Raw genomic sequence first — 16303 nt, forward strand, 5'->3', positions numbered from 1 at the left:
CAGGAGCAAGAAATGGGTTCGTTTAGCATTTGGCACTGGCTGATCGTGCTGGTGATCGTCATGCTCGTGTTCGGCACCAAGAAACTGCGCAATATCGGCCAGGACCTGGGCGGCGCAGTCAAGGGCTTCAAGGACGGCATGAAAGAGGGCGAGGACAAGGCGGCCCAGCCGGTCCAGTCGAAGGAACTGCGCGACTCCACCACCATCGACGTCGACGCCAAGGAAAAGTCCCGCCAGCAGTGATCCGGCGGTGTGCCCTCCCAACGCAAACCTCGCTGCCTGCGTGTCGTCCCGCGCCTGCGCTTCTTTGGCATGTTGTCCGCATGATGTGTCCGCATGATTGATCTCGGCATTTCCAAGCTGGCGCTGATCGGCGCCGTGGCACTGATCGTGATCGGTCCCGAACGCCTGCCCAAGGTCGCGCGCACGGTCGGCGCGCTGGTTGGCCGGGCGCAGCGCTACATCAACGACGTCAAGGCCGAAGTCAGTCGCGAGGTGGAACTGGAAGAACTGCGCAAGATGCGCACGGAATTCGAGGACGCCGCGCGCGATGTCGAGCGCACCATCCACAAGGAAGTCAGCGAGCAGACCCAGGCGCTGAACGAAGCGCTGGGTGGCGCCGAGACAACCGGCACCGGCAGCGGCACTGGCGCAAGCGGTGGTTTCGTGCCCAGCTGGGACGCGGCCCACAAGGCGCACAACGGGCGCAAGAGCTGGCGCGTCAAGCAGGGCGCCCGCCCGCTCTGGTTCAAGCGCCAGCACAATGTCCGCGTCTGGGTGCAGTCGGGGGCGGCACGCGTCAAGCGTCACCGGCCGGCCACGCGGCCGGCCCGATCCTTCTTCGAGTGAGCATGCTCCGCGGCAACACCTTGCCGGCCGTCGTTCCGGCCGCTGCCGTCGTGGTCGCAGTCCTTGCCGCACTCGCGCGCCGCCGCATTGCGGCTTCACCGATCCACCTTGCCAGCCCCCGCGGCTGAGCGGTTCACGCCATGAGCGACACCCGGTCCCCAGATCCCCAAGACCCGCAAGACGAGTCGCAGCAGGAAACCTTTATTTCCCACCTGATCGAGCTGCGCGAACGCCTGGTCAAGGCGGTGGCCGGCATCATCCTGGTCTTCGTCGGCCTGGTCTACTGGGCGCCGCTCATCTTCAACCTGTTTGCCGCGCCGCTGATGGCGTCGCTGCCCAAGGGCGGCAGGATGATCGTGACCGACGTGACCGGCTCGTTCTTCGTGCCGATGAAGGTCACCTTGCTGGTGTCCTTCCTGGTAGCGCTGCCTTGGGTGCTGTACCAGATCTGGCAGTTTGTCGCGCCCGGTCTGTACCAGCATGAGAAGCGCCTGATCGTGCCGCTGGTGTCGAGCAGCTACGTCCTGTTCCTGTGCGGGGTGGCGTTCGCGTATTTCCTGGTGTTTCCGACCGTCTTCCATTTCATGGCGCACTACAACGCGCCGCTGGGGGCGGACATGTCGACCGACATCGACAAATACCTCAGCTTTGCCATGACCATGTTCCTGGCCTTCGGCATTACCTTCGAGGTGCCGGTGGTGGTCATCGTGCTGGTGCGCTTCGGCGTGGTGGAACTGGACAAGCTCAAGCAGATCCGCCCCTATGTGATCGTGGGAGCCTTCATCATCGCGGCCGTCGTGACGCCGCCCGATGTGCTGTCGCAGCTGCTGCTGGCCGTGCCGCTGGTGGCGCTCTATGAACTCGGGCTGATCATGGCGCGCTTTGTCGGCCGTCCTGCACCTGACGTGGCCGCTTCAGGGGAAACTCAGCCAGATTAACGCCGCTGAGCCCGGTCTTCCCGACCCGCCAATCCCTGTTTTTGCACCAAAATGGGGATTTTCGCGTGCATTCCTGTTGCTCCCCGACAACAAAAACCGCCAGTAAGCATGGTTTACGCCGAAAAAGCCTTCTGACGGCCGGGGGGGCTGGCCCATAATACGCAGCAGACGTGAACGTAAATGCGTCGCCCAAGCACTTGGGCAACCAAGATTTCCCAATCAGTTGACAAGGAAAGTGTCGATATGAAGATGAAACTGTTTGCAGCTGCCGTTGCCGCTCTGGCCGCCGGCGGCGCTTATGCCCAGTCGAGCGTTACCCTGTACGGTGTGGTTGACGCTGGCGTCGAATACCTGAACAAGGCTGTTGTTCCTGGCTCCGGTGCCAAGGGCGACAACCTGTGGGCCCTGCAATCGGGTAACCAGTCGGGTTCGCGCTGGGGCCTGCGTGGTGTTGAAGACCTGGGCGGCGGCCTGAAGGGCATCTTCACGCTGGAAAGCGGCTTCAACGTCGACGATGGCAAGATGGGCCAGGGCGGTCGCCTGTTCGGCCGTGCCGCCTTCGTCGGTCTGCAAAGCCAGTGGGGTCAGCTGACCCTGGGCCGTCACACGACCCCGTCGTACGACTTCGGCCTGGCATTTGACCCGATGGCCATCTCGAGCCGTTTCTCGATCGCCGCACAAGACCCGTTCCTGGGTGGCGCACGTGCTGACAACTCGGCCAAGTACATCGGCACGTTCGGTGGCCTGACCGTGTCCGGCCTGTACAGCTTCAACAACAACAACCAGGAAGTTCCGGGCAACTTCACCAACGGCCGTGAGTACTCGGTTTCGGCAATCTACGCTGCCGGTCCGTTCTCGCTGGGTGCTGTGTATGACCAGGCCAACAAGTCGTCGGCCACTCTCCTGACGTCCAACAACCTGGTCCGTCGTGCCGCCGTCGCCGGTACGTACGCATTTGGTCCGGCAAAGGTCTTCGCTGGCTACCGTTATGCCAAGGCTTTCAACGGCGCCGTGCTTCCGGGTGCCGTTTCGGTGAACGGCGTGGCTGCTGCGAACACTTCGTCCAACCTGGCCTGGATGGGCGTTGGCTACCAGCTGACCCCGGCCCTGTCGCTGTCGGGCGCTGCTTACTACCAGAACCTGCGCAACGCCAATGCTGGCAACCCGTGGCAATTCGTTGCGCTGGCCGACTATGCCCTGTCGAAGCGTACCGACCTGTACACCTCGGTTTCGTATGCCCTGAACCGCGGCAAGTCGAGCCTGGGCGTGAACGGCTTCAACGACCAGCAGAGCGCCACGAGCAGCGAAGGCGTGCAGCCGGGCGCGAACCAGTTCGGCGCCGTGGTTGGTGTCCGTCACAAGTTCTAATTTGACGCGAGCGCAAGCTCGCATCAGATTGGCTTGAAAAACGCCGGCATCCGCAAGGATGCCGGCGTTTTCTTTTGTGCGATCGGGCTAGGGAAGGTGACAGCAGGTTGATGCCTGGGCGTGCCTTCGCCGTGAATGTGGACTTCGGCGTGCACTGGCGCGATGCCAGAGGTCACAGCCGATGAGATATCTGGCTGACGCAGCGCCGTAAGCCACAGCTCCTTCACGTTCCGCAGAACGTGAGTCCATGCAGAAGCACTGCAACTGGCGCCGTGCGTGCAGCAGAAGAATGGCACGATTGCCATGTCCCTCGCCGAAGTGGTGCGCGTGGCTATCGTCATAGCGCGCCGTGTCGTCCCAGCCTGGCTGGGACACCCGGCATCCGGACGCCAGCCGCTACATCAGGCCATAAAAAAACCCGCCAGGCCTGGCGGGTCTTCGCATCGAACTGGCAACGCCGGCTTCACTCTTCCTCTTCCAGCGGCAGCGCCCGGCGCGGCGGCGGAGGCCGTTTGCCGATCGTCACGGTCAGGTCCGTCGGCTTGCCGCGGCGGATCACGGTCATCTTGATGTCCACGCCCGGCTTGAGCTGGGCAATCGCATTGAGCAGCGCGGTTGTGTCCGTGATCGACGAGCCATCCACCTTGGCCAGCACATCGCCGGGTTTCACACCCGCTTTGTCGGCTGGCCCGCCCTGGACCACGGCAGCGATCAGTGCGCCTTCCTTGGCATCGAGCCCGAAGGATTCGGCGATCTCAGGCGTCATGTCCTGCGGCTCGACCCCGATCCAGCCGCGCGTCACACTGCCGGTGGAGATGATCGATTCCATCACCTGCTTGGCGGTCGACACCGGAATCGCAAAGCCGATCCCCAGCGAGCCGCCCGAGCGCGAGTAGATCGCTGTATTGATGCCCAGCAGGTTGCCCTGTGCATCCACCAGCGCACCGCCCGAGTTGCCCGGGTTGATGGCCGCATCGGTCTGGATGAAGTTCTCGAAGGTGTTGATGCCCAGGTGGCTGCGGCCAAGCGCCGAGACAATGCCCATCGTCACGGTCTGGCCGACGCCGAACGGGTTGCCGATGGCCAGCACCACGTCGCCGACCTTCACGTTCTCAAGCCGGCCCAGGGTGATCGCGGGCAGGTCCTTGAGCGTCACCTTGAGCACGGCCAGGTCGGTTTCCGGGTCGGAGCCCACCACCTTGGCGTTGGCCTTGCGGCCGTCGGTCAGCGCGACCTCGATCTCGTCGGCACCGTCGACGACGTGGTGGTTGGTTAGAATGTAACCCTCGGAGCTGACAATGACGCCGGACCCCAGGCTGGAGACCGGCTCTTGCCGCTCAGGCAGGCGGTCGCCAAAGAAGAAGCGGAACCACGGATCCTCGGCCTGCGGGTTGGGCGAGCGCTTGTTGCCGTTCTTGCTGGTAAAGATATTGACCACCGCCGGCATGGCCTGCTCGGCGGCTTGACTGTAAGACCCTTCGGCCGCAGGACCGGACACGTTGGGCACGACTTCCTTGAGCGCCACGATGGGCGAACCGGACTGGACCGCGATGCGCCCCCTCTGCAGCCATTCAGGCTTGAGCGTTGCCACGACGAACCAGACCGCCAGCACGACGGTGACAGCCTGGGCAAAGAACAGCCAAAAGCGCCGCAACATATTGGAGTTTGAGCAGAAAATGAAAACAAAAGAGCTTGAATTGTACTTGAACGACCTGTTGGAAGTTCCCCGCTACAAGGACTATTGTCCCAATGGGCTGCAAGTGCAAGGTCGCGCTGAAGTCACACACGTGGTGACCGGTGTGACGGCAAGCCTGGCGCTGGTCGACGCGGCGATCGAGGCGGGCGCCGACGCCATCCTCGTCCATCACGGCTACTTCTGGAAAAACGAAGATGCACGCGTGGTCGGGCAGAAGTACGCGCGCTTGAAGCGCCTGCTCGGTGCCGACGTCAATCTGTTTGCCTACCACCTGCCGCTGGACAACCACCCCGAGTTCGGCAACAACGCCCAGCTTGGCCTGCAGCTCGGCTTTACCCCCACTGGCCGCTTCAGCGACGACCAGCTCGGCTGGACCGGCACGCTGCCCGCGCCGATGCCGCTTTCCGCGCTGGCTGCGCACGTCGGTGGCGTGCTTGGTCGCGAACCGCTGGCCATCGGCGAGCCTGACCAGATGATCCGCACCGTGGGCTGGTGCACGGGCGGGGCGCAGGGCTATTTCGATGCCGCGATTGCCGCTGGTGTCGATGCCTACCTCAGCGGCGAAGTCTCGGAGCAGACCACGCATCTGGCGCGCGAGAGCGGCGTCGCGTATCTCGCCGCAGGACACCACGCCACCGAACGCTACGGCATCCGCTCACTGGGTGAGCATGTGGCCGAACGCTTTGGCCTGCGTCATACCTTTATTGATATTCCAAATCCTGTCTGATCTGACGCAAAACAAAACGGCCCCATCGGGGCCGTTTTATCTTTCGGGATCGGATCAGCGCGTCTTCAGGCTGTCGCGGATCTCACGCAGCAGCACCACTTCCTCGGGCGGGGCGGCCGGCGGCGCTGCCGGTTCCTTGGCGCGCATTCTGTTAAAGGCGCGCACCATCAGGAAGATGATGAACGCAAGAATCAGGAAGTTGACAACGATAGTCAGGAAATTGCCATAGGCAAATACGGGAACGCCGGCCTTCTTCAAGGCATCGAGCGTTGAAGGCGTGCCGGGCGGGGGATCGGCCAGCAAGATGAACATATTGGAAAAATCCAGCTTGCCGACGATACGGCCAATCACTGGCATGATCAGATCATTCACCACTGAATCCACGATTTTCCCAAACGCAGCGCCAATGATCACGCCGACCGCGAGGTCGACTACGTTGCCACGCATGGCGAAGGTTCTGAATTCCGAGATCATGCCCATGGGGGGTTCTCCTTCTTGTGGCTAGCGATGAACGGTTTCAAGCTCGAAGCCTGCCGCATGACTCTGCGGAAAGCAAGCACGCAGGCCGCTTTCCGGGTTGCATGTCCGATAATCGCGCATAGCCGTGGCATTTTCTGCCTATCTAGTGCGCAGGTGTCTAAGGTACACTTTATGGTTGACGCAAAATCTAAATTGACTTCCCCTGGGGTTTGGAATGAGTGACCAGCAAGACGTGAAGAGCGTGGATAAAGGTCGCCGCAATTGGTTGATCGCGACATCCGTCGCTGGCGGCGTCGGAGGCGTAGCGGTAGCGGTTCCTTTCGTCAGTACTTTCGCACCATCGGAGAAGGCCAAAGCCGCCGGTGCCCCGGTCGAAGCGGATATCGGCGCGCTGAAACCGGGCGAGATGATGACCGTCGAATGGCGCGGCAAGCCGGTCTGGATTCTGAAGCGGACCGAGGAAATGCTCGCCTCGCTGAAGAAGACGGACGGCGAAGTGGCCGACCCGAATTCCGACGTGCCATTCACCATGAAGACCCCTGAGTACTGCAAGAACGAAACCCGTTCCCGTGCAGACCACAAGGATCTGCTGGTCGTGGTGGGCATCTGTTCCCACCTTGGCTGCTCGCCTTCCGGCCCCTTCGCTTCCGGGGCCAATCCCCAGCTCGGCACCGATCCCGGTTTCCTCTGCCCCTGCCATGGCTCGACCTTCGACCTGGCCGGCCGCGTCTTCAAGAACAAACCGGCTCCGCAAAATCTTGACGTACCCCCATACCAGTTCCTGACCGATACCAAGATCGTGATCGGCAAGGACGAGAAAGGAGAAGCTTGATCATGGCGGCCGAAAAACAAGTCAAGACGACCGGCCTGCTGGGCTGGATCGACGCCCGCTTCCCCGCAACCCAACTGTGGGAAGACCACCTCTCCAAGTACTACGCGCCGAAGAACTTCAATTTCTGGTACTTCTTCGGTTCGCTGGCGCTGCTGGTGCTGGTGATCCAGATCGTTACCGGCATCTTCCTGGTGATGAACTACAAGCCGGACGGCACGCTGAACGCCGCCGGCATTCCCGTGGCCTTCGCCAGCGTGGAATACATCATGCGCGAAGTCCCCTGGGGCTGGCTGGTGCGCTACATGCACTCGACCGGCGCCTCGGCCTTCTTCGTCGTGGTCTACCTGCATATGTTCCGGGGCCTGCTGTACGGTTCGTACCGCAAGCCGCGCGAGCTGGTCTGGATCTTCGGCTGCCTGATCTTCCTGTGCCTGATGGCCGAAGCCTTCATGGGCTACCTGCTGCCATGGGGCCAGATGTCGTACTGGGGCGCCCAGGTGATCGTGAACCTGTTCTCGGCCATTCCCGTGATCGGCCAGGACCTGTCGCTGTTCATCCGCGGTGACTACGTGGTGAGCGATGCCACGCTGAACCGCTTCTTCTCGTTCCACGTCATCGCCGTGCCGCTGGTGCTGCTGGGCCTGGTCGTTGCCCACATCATCGCGCTGCACGAAGTGGGCTCGAACAACCCGGACGGCGTCGAGATCAAGGCCAAGAAGGACGAGAACGGCGTGCCCCTGGATGGCATTCCCTTCCATCCGTACTACTCGGTGCACGATACGCTGGGCGTGGCCGGCTTCCTGATGATCTTCTCGGCCGTGATCTTCTTCTTCCCGGAAGTGGGCGGCTATTTCCTGGAAGCCAACAACTTCTTCCCGGCTGATCCGCTGAAAACCCCGCCGCATATCGCGCCGGTCTGGTACTTCACGCCGTTCTACTCGATGCTGCGCGCCACTACGTCGAACTTCCTGCCGATCCTGTGGGTGTTCTTCGCGCTGGTGCTCGGCATGGTGTTCCTGCGCAGCAAGGACGCGCGCGTGAAGGTCGGCGCCATCGCCATCGCGGTGATCCTGGCCGTGGGCTTCTACTTCATCGACGCCAAGTTCTGGGGCGTGCTGGTGATGGGCGGCTCGGTCGTGATCCTGTTCTTCATGCCGTGGCTCGATTGCTCGCCGGTGAAGTCCATCCGCTATCGTCCCGCTTTCCACAAGACCATCCTGATCGTCTTCGTGGTGGTGTTCCTGGTCCTCGGCTACCTCGGCGTGCAACCGCCGTCGCCGGTTGGTGAAAAGGTGTCGCAGCTCGGCACGCTGCTGTACTTCGCCTTCTTCCTGACCATGCCGCTGTGGAGCCGTGCCGGCGAGTTCAAGCCGGTGCCGGAGCGCGTCACGTTCCATCCGCACTGAGCGAAGCGCGAACCCGACAAGAGGACAAGGACACAAGATGAAAAAGCTGCTTTCGATCTTCGCGCTGGTCGGTGCCTGTTTTGCCGCCGCGCCCGCCATGGCATCCGAGGGGGGCTATCCCCTTGAGCCGGCACCGGTGAACACTGCCGACCTGTCGTCGCTGCAGCGTGGCGCCAAGCTGTTCGTCAACTACTGCCTGAACTGCCACGGCGCATCGATGATGCGATACAACCGGCTCAAGGACATCGGCCTGACCGACGACCAGATCCGCGAGAACCTGCTGTTCAGCGCGGACAAGGTTGGCGAGACCATGACCATCGCCATGCAGCCGAAGGAAGCCAAGGCCTTCTTCGGCGCGCAGCCGCCGGACCTGTCGGTGATCGCCCGCGCCCGCGGCGACGACTGGCTCTACACCTACCTGCGCACGTTCTACCGTGACGACAGCCGCGCCACCGGCTGGAACAACCTGGTGTTCCCGAGCGTCGGCATGCCGCACGTGCTGTGGGAACTGCAGGGCCAGCGCGCCGCCAAGTTCACCGAAGTGGAACAGCACGGCGAGACGGTGCACAAGTTTGCCGGCTTCGAGCAACTGAGCCCGGGCAAGCTGAGCAAGGTCGAGTACGACCAGGCCGCGGCTGACCTGGTCGGCTTCCTGGACTGGATGGCCGAGCCCGCGCAGAACCACCGCAAGCGCCTGGGCGTCTGGGTGTTGATGTTCCTGGGCGTGTTCACCGTCTTCGCCTGGCGCCTGAACGCCGCATACTGGAAGGACGTGAAGTAAGCCGTGCCAGCGGCCCGAACGCGGGCCCTGACCGGACAAAGGCCAGGAGTGGCCGCTGCGAAAGCAGCGCCGCTCCTGGCCTTTTTACCTGTAAGTGCGCAGAACGACGCCTTGAGAGTGCATCATTTGCCACAAATTTGCTTTCTGGTGGCCGACTTTGGCAGAATATCAGACCTTACTGTCCGACCCTGCTTCGGCTAAGCCCAAGGAATCCAACCATGATGGTGTTGTATTCGGGTACGACTTGCCCGTTCTCCCAACGTTGCCGCCTTGTCCTGTTTGAAAAGGGCATGGACTTTGAAATCCGCGACGTCGACCTGTTCAACAAGCCCGAAGATATTTCGGTGATGAACCCGTACGGCCAGGTGCCTATCCTGGTCGAGCGCGACCTCATCCTGTATGAGTCGAACATCATCAACGAATACATCGACGAGCGCTTCCCGCACCCGCAGCTGATGCCGGCCGACCCGGTGCAGCGCGCCCGCGCCCGCCTGTTCCTGTTCAACTTCGAAAAGGAACTGTTCACCCACGTCTACACGCTGGAGAACGAAAAGGGCAAGGCCGCGGAGAAGAACCACGAACGCGCCCGCGCCGCGATCCGCGACCGCCTGACGCAGCTCGCGCCGATCTTCGTCAAGAACAAGTACATGCTGGGCGAAGAGTTCTCGATGCTCGACGTCGCCATCGCGCCGCTGCTGTGGCGCCTGGACCACTACGGCATTGAGCTGTCGAAGAACGCCGCGCCGCTGCTGAAGTATGCTGAACGCATTTTCAGCCGTCCCGCGTACATCGAGGCGCTCACCCCGTCGGAAAAGGTGATGCGCCGCTAAGCGGCACCGGCCCGGGCGCATCCGCCCTCGGGCCATCGCGGCGCCATTGGAAGCACAATGTCTGAAACCTCCACCAAGCCCTACCTGATCCGCGCCATCTATGAATGGTGCACGGACAACGGCTTCACGCCGTACATCGCCGTCTTCGTCGACGCCAACACCAGCGTGCCGCGCGAGTTCGTCAAGAACAACGAGATCGTGCTCAACGTCAGCTTCGACGCCACCAGCGGCCTTGACATGGGCAACGAGTGGATCACCTTCAGCGCACGCTTCGGCGGCATCTCGCGCAAGATTGACGTCCCCGTCGAGAACGTGCTGGCCATCTACGCCCGCGAGAACGGGCAGGGCATGGCCTTCCCGGTCGAACGCAGCGTGCCGGAAACCCAGGCCGCCACCGAGCGCGAGAACAACCCGCCGCCCAAGCTGGCCCCGGTAGAAGCCGAGACCTCGGCAAGCACCGCCGACACCGGCCCCGGCGACGATGACACGCCGCCCCCGGTGCCCCGCATCGGCGGCAAGAAGCCCGCACTGAAAGTGGTGAAGTAAGCCGCTCCCAAAGCGGACCGCAATGCAGTAGAATCGCGGTCTGCACCACATGCCGGCTTAGCTCATCAGGTAGAGCAGTTGATTTGTAATCATCAGGTGGCGGGTTCGAGTCCTGCAGCCGGCACCAAGTATTGAAGGGTCACGCGAGTCTGCGTGGCCCTTTTGCCTTTCGGGGAGCTGAAAAGTACTGTTTCAGTGCAGTCAGCTCTCACAAAGGTACATGGCAACCATCGTCAAGACGCCTTCCGGCACGTGGAACGCGGTGATCCGCAAGATCGCCTGGCCGACCACGGCAAAAACTCTCCGCACAAAACGTGACGCCGAGGATCGGGCGCGGCGGACAGAGGACGAGATGGTCCGAGGTGTGTACCTTCCTCGCGCGCCCTATCCGAAAAACTCACCGTCTCCGCCGCGCTGAAGCGCTACATGGGGAGGTGTCAGTCCTCAAATAGCCGACTACACAGTGCAGCGAGCGCTGGCGCGGTCGCAGGTTGGAGCTCACTCTCAGGTTTCAATGCGACCACAGAAGTCGCGCCGTCGGGGGCGCTGCAGATCACTGGAGCGTAGGGTATGTGCTCCCTCCGTGAGCACTGGTGCGCCCGACCTCAGGTGCTAGGAGTGTGCGGCCGCGTGCATCCTGCCAGCACTGCGTCCAGCCCGGTGGCGGGTCAAGCTGCGCCAGCACCCATCGCACGGCATCCGCAAGCGTCGCGGCCTCGTAGTCCGGCCCGTTCAGCTTGAGCCGTCATGGGCGCAATTGTGTCCATGTGGGGTGCCTGGTTCGGCCTGATACGTGGGTTTTCCGGCACACGCGTGCGGCACCGGTGCCCGCCGGAGTCCTCAAAAAACAAACATACAAGTTTGTTGATAGATCGTCCGCTTCACCTAGTCCGGTTGGACGTAGAGTTGGCCGCCACCGCACCCGTAACGTTGCCCCTGCGCGACCGGCAGGGTGCTTGCCGTTCCGGGAGCCACCGGATCCGGCATGCGCGACATTCGACACAACAACAAGGACCCCAATCATGTTCAAGCTTTCCGGTAGCGGCCTGCTGGCCGGCACCGTAGTGGCGGCGTGTGCCGCGCTCGTGCTGGCTGCCTGCGGCACGGGCGATGACAGCAAGTCAGCGAGCACGACTTCGGCCCCGGCCGCGACCATGCAGTCCGTGCGTCATGTGTTCGTGATCACGCTCGAGAACCAGAACTACAGCACCACCTTTGGCGCCAACTCGCCGGCGCCGTACCTGTCGAAGACACTCGTGAGCCAGGGCGCATTCCTGCAGCAATACTTCGGCACCAGCCACGTCAGCCTGGGCAACTACATCGCCATGCTGAGCGGCCAATCCGTGACGGCCGACACGCAACTCGATTGCATGACCTACAAGGACATGACCCTGTCCGGCATGAACGACCATGGCCAGGCGATCGGCACCGGCTGCGTCTATCCCGCTTCCATCAAAACGCTGCCCGACCAGCTCAAGGCGGTCAACCTGACGTGGAAGGGCTACATGGAAGACATGGGCAATGACCCGACGCGCGAAAGCGCTACCTGCGGCCACCCGGCGCTCAATGCCATAGACCGCACGCAATCGGCTCAGGCGCCGTCTGCCTCGGTGCCCAAGGGCGACCAGTACGCCGCGCGGCACAACCCGTTCGTGTACTTCCACTCGATCATCGACTCTCCGGATTGCGCCACCAACGTGGTCAACCTGGACAAGCTCACCGATGACCTGAAGGCCATCAACACCACGGCCAACTTCACCTTCATCACGCCCAACCTGTGCAATGACGGCCATGACACGCACTGCGTGAACGGGGATCCCGGCGGGCTGGTCTCGGCCGATGCATTCCTGCAGAAGTGGGTGCCGCTGATCATGGCTTCGCCAGCTTATCAGCAGGATGGCCTGATCATCATCAACTTCGATGAGAGCGCCTACGCGAGCATGACGCAGGACACGTCGACCACGCCGCCGACGATGACGATGACGTTCTCGGGGGATACCTGCTGCAATCAGTTGCCTGGTCCGAACGTCAAGTTCCCGGTCACGCAGTCGTTCCCGGCCTCGGTGACCAAGTATCCGTACAACATCAACATCGTGACGAACAACCACGGTGGCGACCGCACCGGCGCCGTGCTCCTCTCGCCGTTCATCAAGCCGGGCACGGTGTCGACCACGCCGTATAACCACTACGCCATGCTAAAGAGCCTGGAGGACATCTTCCAGGTCGACGGCTACCTTGGGTTTGCGGCGCAGGAGGGGCTGGTCGGCTTCGGCAGCGACATCTTCACCAACCTCTGATCCTTCTCTCCGCGCCGTGACCAGCGACACCGCCGGGCCGTCAGGCACCGGCGGTGCATTGCCGGCATCCACTGCCTTTGCCCGGGAACAACTTCATGGCCTCCGCGAGAATGCTCGCGCTGCTTGGCAGCGCGTTGGTGATCCTGCCTGCCACCGCATTCATCGCGGTTCAATACTTCCATCTGCAACCGCCACGTGGCGGCAGCATGGCGGGCACAGTGCCCCGGGCAAGCATGCCTGCGCAGACCCCGGATGCCGCCGAGCTTGCCGCGCTAGGCAAGGCGATGTTCTTCGATCCCACGCTGTCTGCTTCGGGGCGTCAGTCGTGCGCTAGTTGCCACGATCCTGACCATGGCTATGGCCCGCCAAACGCGCTCGCAGTCCAGCTCGGCGGCGAGCGCCTTGACCGTCAGGGCCGCCGTGCCGCGCCGTCGCTGGCCTATCACCTCAACCGCACGCCCAAATGGCACAAGATTCAGGTGAGCAGCCTGGTGGAGCAGTTGACCGAAACCGATAGCCCGCCCTCGGGCGGGCTGATGTGGGACGGCCGCTTCAACGCCTTGCACGAGCAAGCCAGCGCGCCGCTGCTGGACCCCGACGAGATGGCTAACGCGAACCCTGACACAGTGGTGGCCCGGCTGGCCCGCGCGCCCTATGCGGCGCGCTTCCGAGCGGTGTTCGGCGTGCAGATTTTCGAGAATCCAAAGCAGGCCTTTGCATCGGCGATGCTCGCACTGGAGCGCTTTCAGCTAGACGATCCCAGTTTTCACCGCTACGACAGCAAGTTCGACGCCTACCTGGACGGCAAGGCAACGCTGACGCCGGCGGAGATGCGCGGGCTGCGGCTGTTCTCCGATCCTGCCAAGGGCAACTGCGCTGCCTGCCACGTGATCGACCGCGGTGCAGACGGTTCACATCCGTTGCTGACGGACTACCAGTTCGCCGCGCTCGGCGTGCCCCGCAATCCGGAGATCGACGCCAATGCCGATCCTGCCTACTATGACCTCGGCCTTTGCGGGCCGAAGCGGACGGACCAGTCGGCGCAGACGAAGTATTGCGGCATGTTCAAGACGCCAACGCTGCGCAACACCGCGCTGCGCGGCGCCTGGTTCCACAATGGCCGCTTCCACAAGCTGGAAGACGTGGTGCGCTTCTATGTGGAGCGCGATATCCGGCCCGAGCGTTGGTACGGGCGCGACGCCAGCGGCAAGGCCATGCGCTATGACGACTTGCCGCCCGCGTTGCACGCCAACATCGACGACATCGATGCCCCCATGGATCGCAAGCACGGTGACCGGCCCGCGCTGAACGCAGCCGAGATCCGCGACGTCGTAACCTTCCTGCGGACATTGAACGACGGCTGGAAACCTGCCTCGTAAGTGCCGTCGGCAGCGTTCTACAGAGGCGTTGCGGTGGGTAAGCCGGTACTGCAGCCCGGCGCGACGCTGGCACATGCCGGCAGGTCGCGCACTGGCAACGGCGGGGCTCGGTTCGCCGGCTAGCTGCGCAGGCAAAGCCAGGGTATCTAACCGGCCCGCGATTCAGCCGCCCGGAACGAGCCTTTCACCGGAATCAGCACAGCCACGCTCAACCCTGTCTGCCGCCCTTCATCGGAGAAGCCCAGCCGAATATCCGCGCCGATGCGCTTCGCAATTGTCCTGACGATGGAAAGCCCCAGCCCCGAACCGATCTGCGCGCTGCCAAGCGTACGGTAGAAGGGGTCGAAGACCCGATCCCGTTCGGCCAGAGGGATGCCCGGTCCGGTGTCCTGGATGCGCAGCACGGTACACCCTTGCGCCGAGCTCACTGACAGATCCACCCGGCCACCCTGCGGGGTATAGCGGATGGCGTTGTCGACCAGGTTCCTGACCACGGCGATCATGTCCAGCTCGCTTGCCCACACCCGGGCGTCTTGCGCGCCCTCGACGCCGATGTCGATATGCTTTGCCTCGGCCAGCGGCATCAGGTCCTCCAGAACACGGCGGTAGATACCCAGGATGGATACCGGCGACGCCGGCAATTCGGCAGGCGATTGCACCCTGGCCAAGGTCAGGAGCTGATCCAGCAGGCTCCTGCCGCGTTCGATGCCTTGGCGCAGCACGGTCAATCGTTCACGTGCCGGGCCGGACATTTCCGCTTCCGCCAGTCGTTCTGCTTGCAGCGACAACGCCGTCAGTGGTGAGCGCAGCTCGTGCGCCGCATCTGCGACAAAACGGCGCTGGGCGTCCATCGACTGCGCAACGCGGCCGAGCAGGCGGTTGATCGCCACCACAAACGGACGCACCTCGGAGGGCAGGCGGCGATCGTCGATGGGGTGCAGCTCCTGCTCGGCACGCTGGTCGATTTCCCTGGAGAGCGCGGCAATCGGCTGGAACAGCTTGCGCACCAGGTCGGCGACGATCAGCAGCAGGAGCGGCACCAGGACCAGGAAGGGTGTCACGGTACGGAGGGCGCTTTCGCGCGCAATCTGGTCCCGGAAGCCGGACTCTTGTGCGACTGCAATGCGTTCGCCGGCGGTGGTTGTACTGACCAGGACACGGAAGGTTTCGCCATCGACGTCGAGCGTGTGCAGGCCATCAGTCAGCGTCTCGGGCAGGGGTAACAGTCCGCCGGCATCGACGCCTTTCTGTGACCCCTTGCCGTCGCCCAGGCGCTGGACGATCACACGCGATTCCTCGCTGCTTTCCTTGAGACCGGCATCGGTGGGCGCAGGGGCAGGCGACAGGTGCTGCTCACGCATCAGCCACGCTACCTGCCGCAAGACATCGTCTTGCAGTTCGTGCGCTTCATCGAAGGCGGACATGAAGGAGAAGATGCCCGCCACGACGGCAACGACCACAATCGCGGCCGCCAGGGTGAAGGACAGTTTGATCTGAACCGACGCGTTCAGCCGCCCTTTGAGACCATCCATCCCACCCCCCTGACGTTCTTGATGACCTCGCTGCCCAGCTTGCGTCGCAGCGCGTGGATCAGATATTCGACGGCATTGCTTTCGACCTCTTCCCCCCAGCCGTAGATGCGATCCTCCAGCTCGCTGCGTGACAGGATGGCCCCCGGTCGTATCAGCAAGGCCTGCAGGAGCGCAAACTCACGGTTGGAAAGCTGTACGGGGGCTTCACTGCCCACCGAGGCCTGCCGCGTGGCTGGATCAAGTGAGACCGCGCCATTGCTGAGCACAGGCGCGGCGCTGCCCCCCTTGCGTCGCAGCACGGCGCGCATCCGTGCGAACAGTTCCGCAATCTCAAAGGGCTTGAGGACGTAATCATCGGCCCCGCCATCCAGGCCGCGCAAACGGTCATCCAGTTCGTCGCGAGCCGTGATGATGAGCAAGGGAACGGGGTTGCCCCTGGCCCGAATGCTGGTCAGCACGTCCAGGCCGTCCTTGCCTGGCAAGCCAAGGTCGAGCAGTACCAGGTCGTAGTGCTGGCAGTCCAGGGTCGCAAGGGCGGCCTGGCCGTCGCTTACCCAGTCAGCCGCATAAGACGCATCCTTCAATGCGCCCTGGATCGCTTCACCAATCATGGGATCGTCTTCGACCAGCAAGACCCGCATG

General features: G+C 62.9%; 17 protein-coding genes, 1 tRNA gene and 1 pseudogene. 14 read left to right on the forward strand and 5 right to left on the reverse strand.

What is annotated here, in order from left to right:
* The first annotated feature begins 12 nt into the window (after positions 1 to 12).
* The 4 genes from tatA to ACZ5MJ_RS00565 all read left to right on the forward strand — a co-directional run bounded on the left by tatA (position 13) and on the right by ACZ5MJ_RS00565 (position 3155).
* Positions 13 to 243 (forward strand): Sec-independent protein translocase subunit TatA, encoded by a 231-nt coding sequence (gene tatA / locus ACZ5MJ_RS00550; protein WP_464221603.1) that lies wholly within the window; start codon positions 13 to 15, stop codon positions 241 to 243.
* Between the two features lie 93 nt (positions 244 to 336).
* Positions 337 to 849 (forward strand): Sec-independent protein translocase protein TatB, encoded by a 513-nt coding sequence (tatB, locus tag ACZ5MJ_RS00555; protein WP_464221605.1) that lies wholly within the window; start codon positions 337 to 339, stop codon positions 847 to 849.
* Positions 850 to 989: 140 nt separating this feature from the next.
* On the forward strand, positions 990 to 1787 hold the full coding sequence (gene tatC / locus ACZ5MJ_RS00560; protein ID WP_464221606.1) for a twin-arginine translocase subunit TatC: 798 nt from the start codon (positions 990 to 992) through the stop codon (positions 1785 to 1787).
* A 243-nt stretch (positions 1788 to 2030) separates the two neighbouring features.
* On the forward strand, positions 2031 to 3155 hold the full coding sequence (locus ACZ5MJ_RS00565; protein WP_464221607.1) for a porin: 1125 nt from the start codon (positions 2031 to 2033) through the stop codon (positions 3153 to 3155).
* 23 nt (positions 3156 to 3178) lie between these two features.
* Here ACZ5MJ_RS00565 and ACZ5MJ_RS00570 read toward each other — a convergent pair whose 3' ends face one another.
* Together ACZ5MJ_RS00570 and ACZ5MJ_RS00575 are read right to left on the reverse strand one after the other, a co-directional pair.
* On the reverse strand, positions 3179 to 3460 hold the full coding sequence (locus tag ACZ5MJ_RS00570) for a hypothetical protein (RefSeq protein ID WP_464221608.1): 282 nt from the start codon (positions 3458 to 3460) through the stop codon (positions 3179 to 3181).
* A 158-nt stretch (positions 3461 to 3618) separates the two neighbouring features.
* On the reverse strand, positions 3619 to 4812 hold the full coding sequence (locus tag ACZ5MJ_RS00575) for a Do family serine endopeptidase (RefSeq protein WP_464221609.1): 1194 nt from the start codon (positions 4810 to 4812) through the stop codon (positions 3619 to 3621).
* 19 nt (positions 4813 to 4831) lie between these two features.
* Here ACZ5MJ_RS00575 and ACZ5MJ_RS00580 point away from each other — a divergent pair, with 19 nt between their 5' ends.
* Entirely contained in the window at positions 4832 to 5578 is a 747-nt protein-coding gene (locus ACZ5MJ_RS00580; protein WP_432260430.1) for a Nif3-like dinuclear metal center hexameric protein, read from the forward strand.
* 54 nt (positions 5579 to 5632) lie between these two features.
* On the opposite strand, the gene mscL is transcribed toward ACZ5MJ_RS00580, so the two are convergent.
* Positions 5633 to 6058 carry a large conductance mechanosensitive channel protein MscL gene (mscL, locus tag ACZ5MJ_RS00585; protein ID WP_115212790.1) on the reverse strand — a complete coding sequence of 142 codons (426 nt, stop codon included), beginning with the start codon at positions 6056 to 6058 and terminating at the stop codon, positions 5633 to 5635.
* Between the two features lie 214 nt (positions 6059 to 6272).
* Here mscL and petA point away from each other — a divergent pair, with 214 nt between their 5' ends.
* The 9 genes and pseudogenes from petA (at position 6273) to ACZ5MJ_RS00630 (ending at position 14129) form a co-directional block, all read left to right on the forward strand.
* A complete protein-coding gene (gene petA, locus ACZ5MJ_RS00590; RefSeq protein WP_115212791.1) occupies positions 6273 to 6890 on the forward strand; it encodes a ubiquinol-cytochrome c reductase iron-sulfur subunit in 618 nt (205 codons plus the stop codon).
* 2 nt (positions 6891 to 6892) lie between these two features.
* The gene (locus ACZ5MJ_RS00595) at positions 6893 to 8296 is read left to right on the forward strand and encodes a cytochrome b (protein ID WP_464221611.1); all 1404 of its coding nucleotides are present in this window, start codon (positions 6893 to 6895) and stop codon (positions 8294 to 8296) included.
* Between the two features lie 37 nt (positions 8297 to 8333).
* Entirely contained in the window at positions 8334 to 9077 is a 744-nt protein-coding gene (locus ACZ5MJ_RS00600; RefSeq protein ID WP_464221614.1) for a cytochrome c1, read from the forward strand.
* A 218-nt stretch (positions 9078 to 9295) separates the two neighbouring features.
* On the forward strand, positions 9296 to 9907 hold the full coding sequence (locus ACZ5MJ_RS00605) for a glutathione S-transferase N-terminal domain-containing protein (RefSeq protein ID WP_010812311.1): 612 nt from the start codon (positions 9296 to 9298) through the stop codon (positions 9905 to 9907).
* A gap of 57 nt (positions 9908 to 9964) precedes the next feature.
* A complete protein-coding gene (locus ACZ5MJ_RS00610) occupies positions 9965 to 10453 on the forward strand; it encodes a ClpXP protease specificity-enhancing factor (protein ID WP_432258468.1) in 489 nt (162 codons plus the stop codon).
* A 51-nt stretch (positions 10454 to 10504) separates the two neighbouring features.
* Positions 10505 to 10580, forward strand: a tRNA-Thr gene (locus ACZ5MJ_RS00615).
* A 93-nt stretch (positions 10581 to 10673) separates the two neighbouring features.
* Positions 10674 to 10882: pseudogene (locus tag ACZ5MJ_RS00620) on the forward strand (site-specific integrase); the annotation flags it as partial.
* A gap of 593 nt (positions 10883 to 11475) precedes the next feature.
* On the forward strand, positions 11476 to 12750 hold the full coding sequence (locus tag ACZ5MJ_RS00625) for an alkaline phosphatase family protein (protein ID WP_464221617.1): 1275 nt from the start codon (positions 11476 to 11478) through the stop codon (positions 12748 to 12750).
* A gap of 110 nt (positions 12751 to 12860) precedes the next feature.
* Positions 12861 to 14129: a cytochrome-c peroxidase gene (locus tag ACZ5MJ_RS00630; RefSeq protein ID WP_464221618.1), complete on the forward strand. Its 1269-nt coding sequence runs from the start codon at positions 12861 to 12863 to the stop codon at positions 14127 to 14129.
* Between the two features lie 146 nt (positions 14130 to 14275).
* Here ACZ5MJ_RS00630 and ACZ5MJ_RS00635 read toward each other — a convergent pair whose 3' ends face one another.
* Together ACZ5MJ_RS00635 and ACZ5MJ_RS00640 are read right to left on the reverse strand one after the other, a co-directional pair.
* A complete protein-coding gene (locus tag ACZ5MJ_RS00635) occupies positions 14276 to 15661 on the reverse strand; it encodes an ATP-binding protein (protein ID WP_464221621.1) in 1386 nt (461 codons plus the stop codon).
* Positions 15637 to 16302, reverse strand: coding sequence for a response regulator (locus ACZ5MJ_RS00640; RefSeq protein WP_464221623.1), 666 nt, complete (start codon positions 16300 to 16302; stop codon positions 15637 to 15639). Before ACZ5MJ_RS00640 ends, ACZ5MJ_RS00635 begins: the two co-directional genes overlap by 25 nt.
* Position 16303: the final 1 nt, after the last annotated feature.

The sequence above is a fragment of the Cupriavidus sp. LA-1 genome (genome assembly GCF_055385985.1).

Coding starts and splice junctions, on each gene's coding strand:
- tatC (WP_464221606.1), top strand. CDS start 990: ATGAGCGACACCCGGTCCCCAGATCCCCAAGACCCGCAAGACGAGTCG.
- ACZ5MJ_RS00565 (WP_464221607.1), top strand. CDS start 2,031: ATGAAGATGAAACTGTTTGCAGCTGCCGTTGCCGCTCTGGCCGCCGGC.
- ACZ5MJ_RS00640 (WP_464221623.1), bottom strand. CDS start 16,302: ATGCGGGTCTTGCTGGTCGAAGACGATCCCATGATTGGTGAAGCGATC.
- ACZ5MJ_RS00610 (WP_432258468.1), top strand. CDS start 9,965: ATGTCTGAAACCTCCACCAAGCCCTACCTGATCCGCGCCATCTATGAA.
- mscL (WP_115212790.1), bottom strand. CDS start 6,058: ATGGGCATGATCTCGGAATTCAGAACCTTCGCCATGCGTGGCAACGTA.
- ACZ5MJ_RS00595 (WP_464221611.1), top strand. CDS start 6,893: ATGGCGGCCGAAAAACAAGTCAAGACGACCGGCCTGCTGGGCTGGATC.
- petA (WP_115212791.1), top strand. CDS start 6,273: ATGAGTGACCAGCAAGACGTGAAGAGCGTGGATAAAGGTCGCCGCAAT.
- ACZ5MJ_RS00605 (WP_010812311.1), top strand. CDS start 9,296: ATGATGGTGTTGTATTCGGGTACGACTTGCCCGTTCTCCCAACGTTGC.
- ACZ5MJ_RS00580 (WP_432260430.1), top strand. CDS start 4,832: ATGAAAACAAAAGAGCTTGAATTGTACTTGAACGACCTGTTGGAAGTT.
- ACZ5MJ_RS00630 (WP_464221618.1), top strand. CDS start 12,861: ATGCTCGCGCTGCTTGGCAGCGCGTTGGTGATCCTGCCTGCCACCGCA.
- tatA (WP_464221603.1), top strand. CDS start 13: ATGGGTTCGTTTAGCATTTGGCACTGGCTGATCGTGCTGGTGATCGTC.
- tatB (WP_464221605.1), top strand. CDS start 337: ATGATTGATCTCGGCATTTCCAAGCTGGCGCTGATCGGCGCCGTGGCA.
- ACZ5MJ_RS00625 (WP_464221617.1), top strand. CDS start 11,476: ATGTTCAAGCTTTCCGGTAGCGGCCTGCTGGCCGGCACCGTAGTGGCG.
- ACZ5MJ_RS00600 (WP_464221614.1), top strand. CDS start 8,334: ATGAAAAAGCTGCTTTCGATCTTCGCGCTGGTCGGTGCCTGTTTTGCC.
- ACZ5MJ_RS00570 (WP_464221608.1), bottom strand. CDS start 3,460: ATGGCAATCGTGCCATTCTTCTGCTGCACGCACGGCGCCAGTTGCAGT.
- ACZ5MJ_RS00635 (WP_464221621.1), bottom strand. CDS start 15,661: ATGGATGGTCTCAAAGGGCGGCTGAACGCGTCGGTTCAGATCAAACTG.
- ACZ5MJ_RS00575 (WP_464221609.1), bottom strand. CDS start 4,812: ATGTTGCGGCGCTTTTGGCTGTTCTTTGCCCAGGCTGTCACCGTCGTG.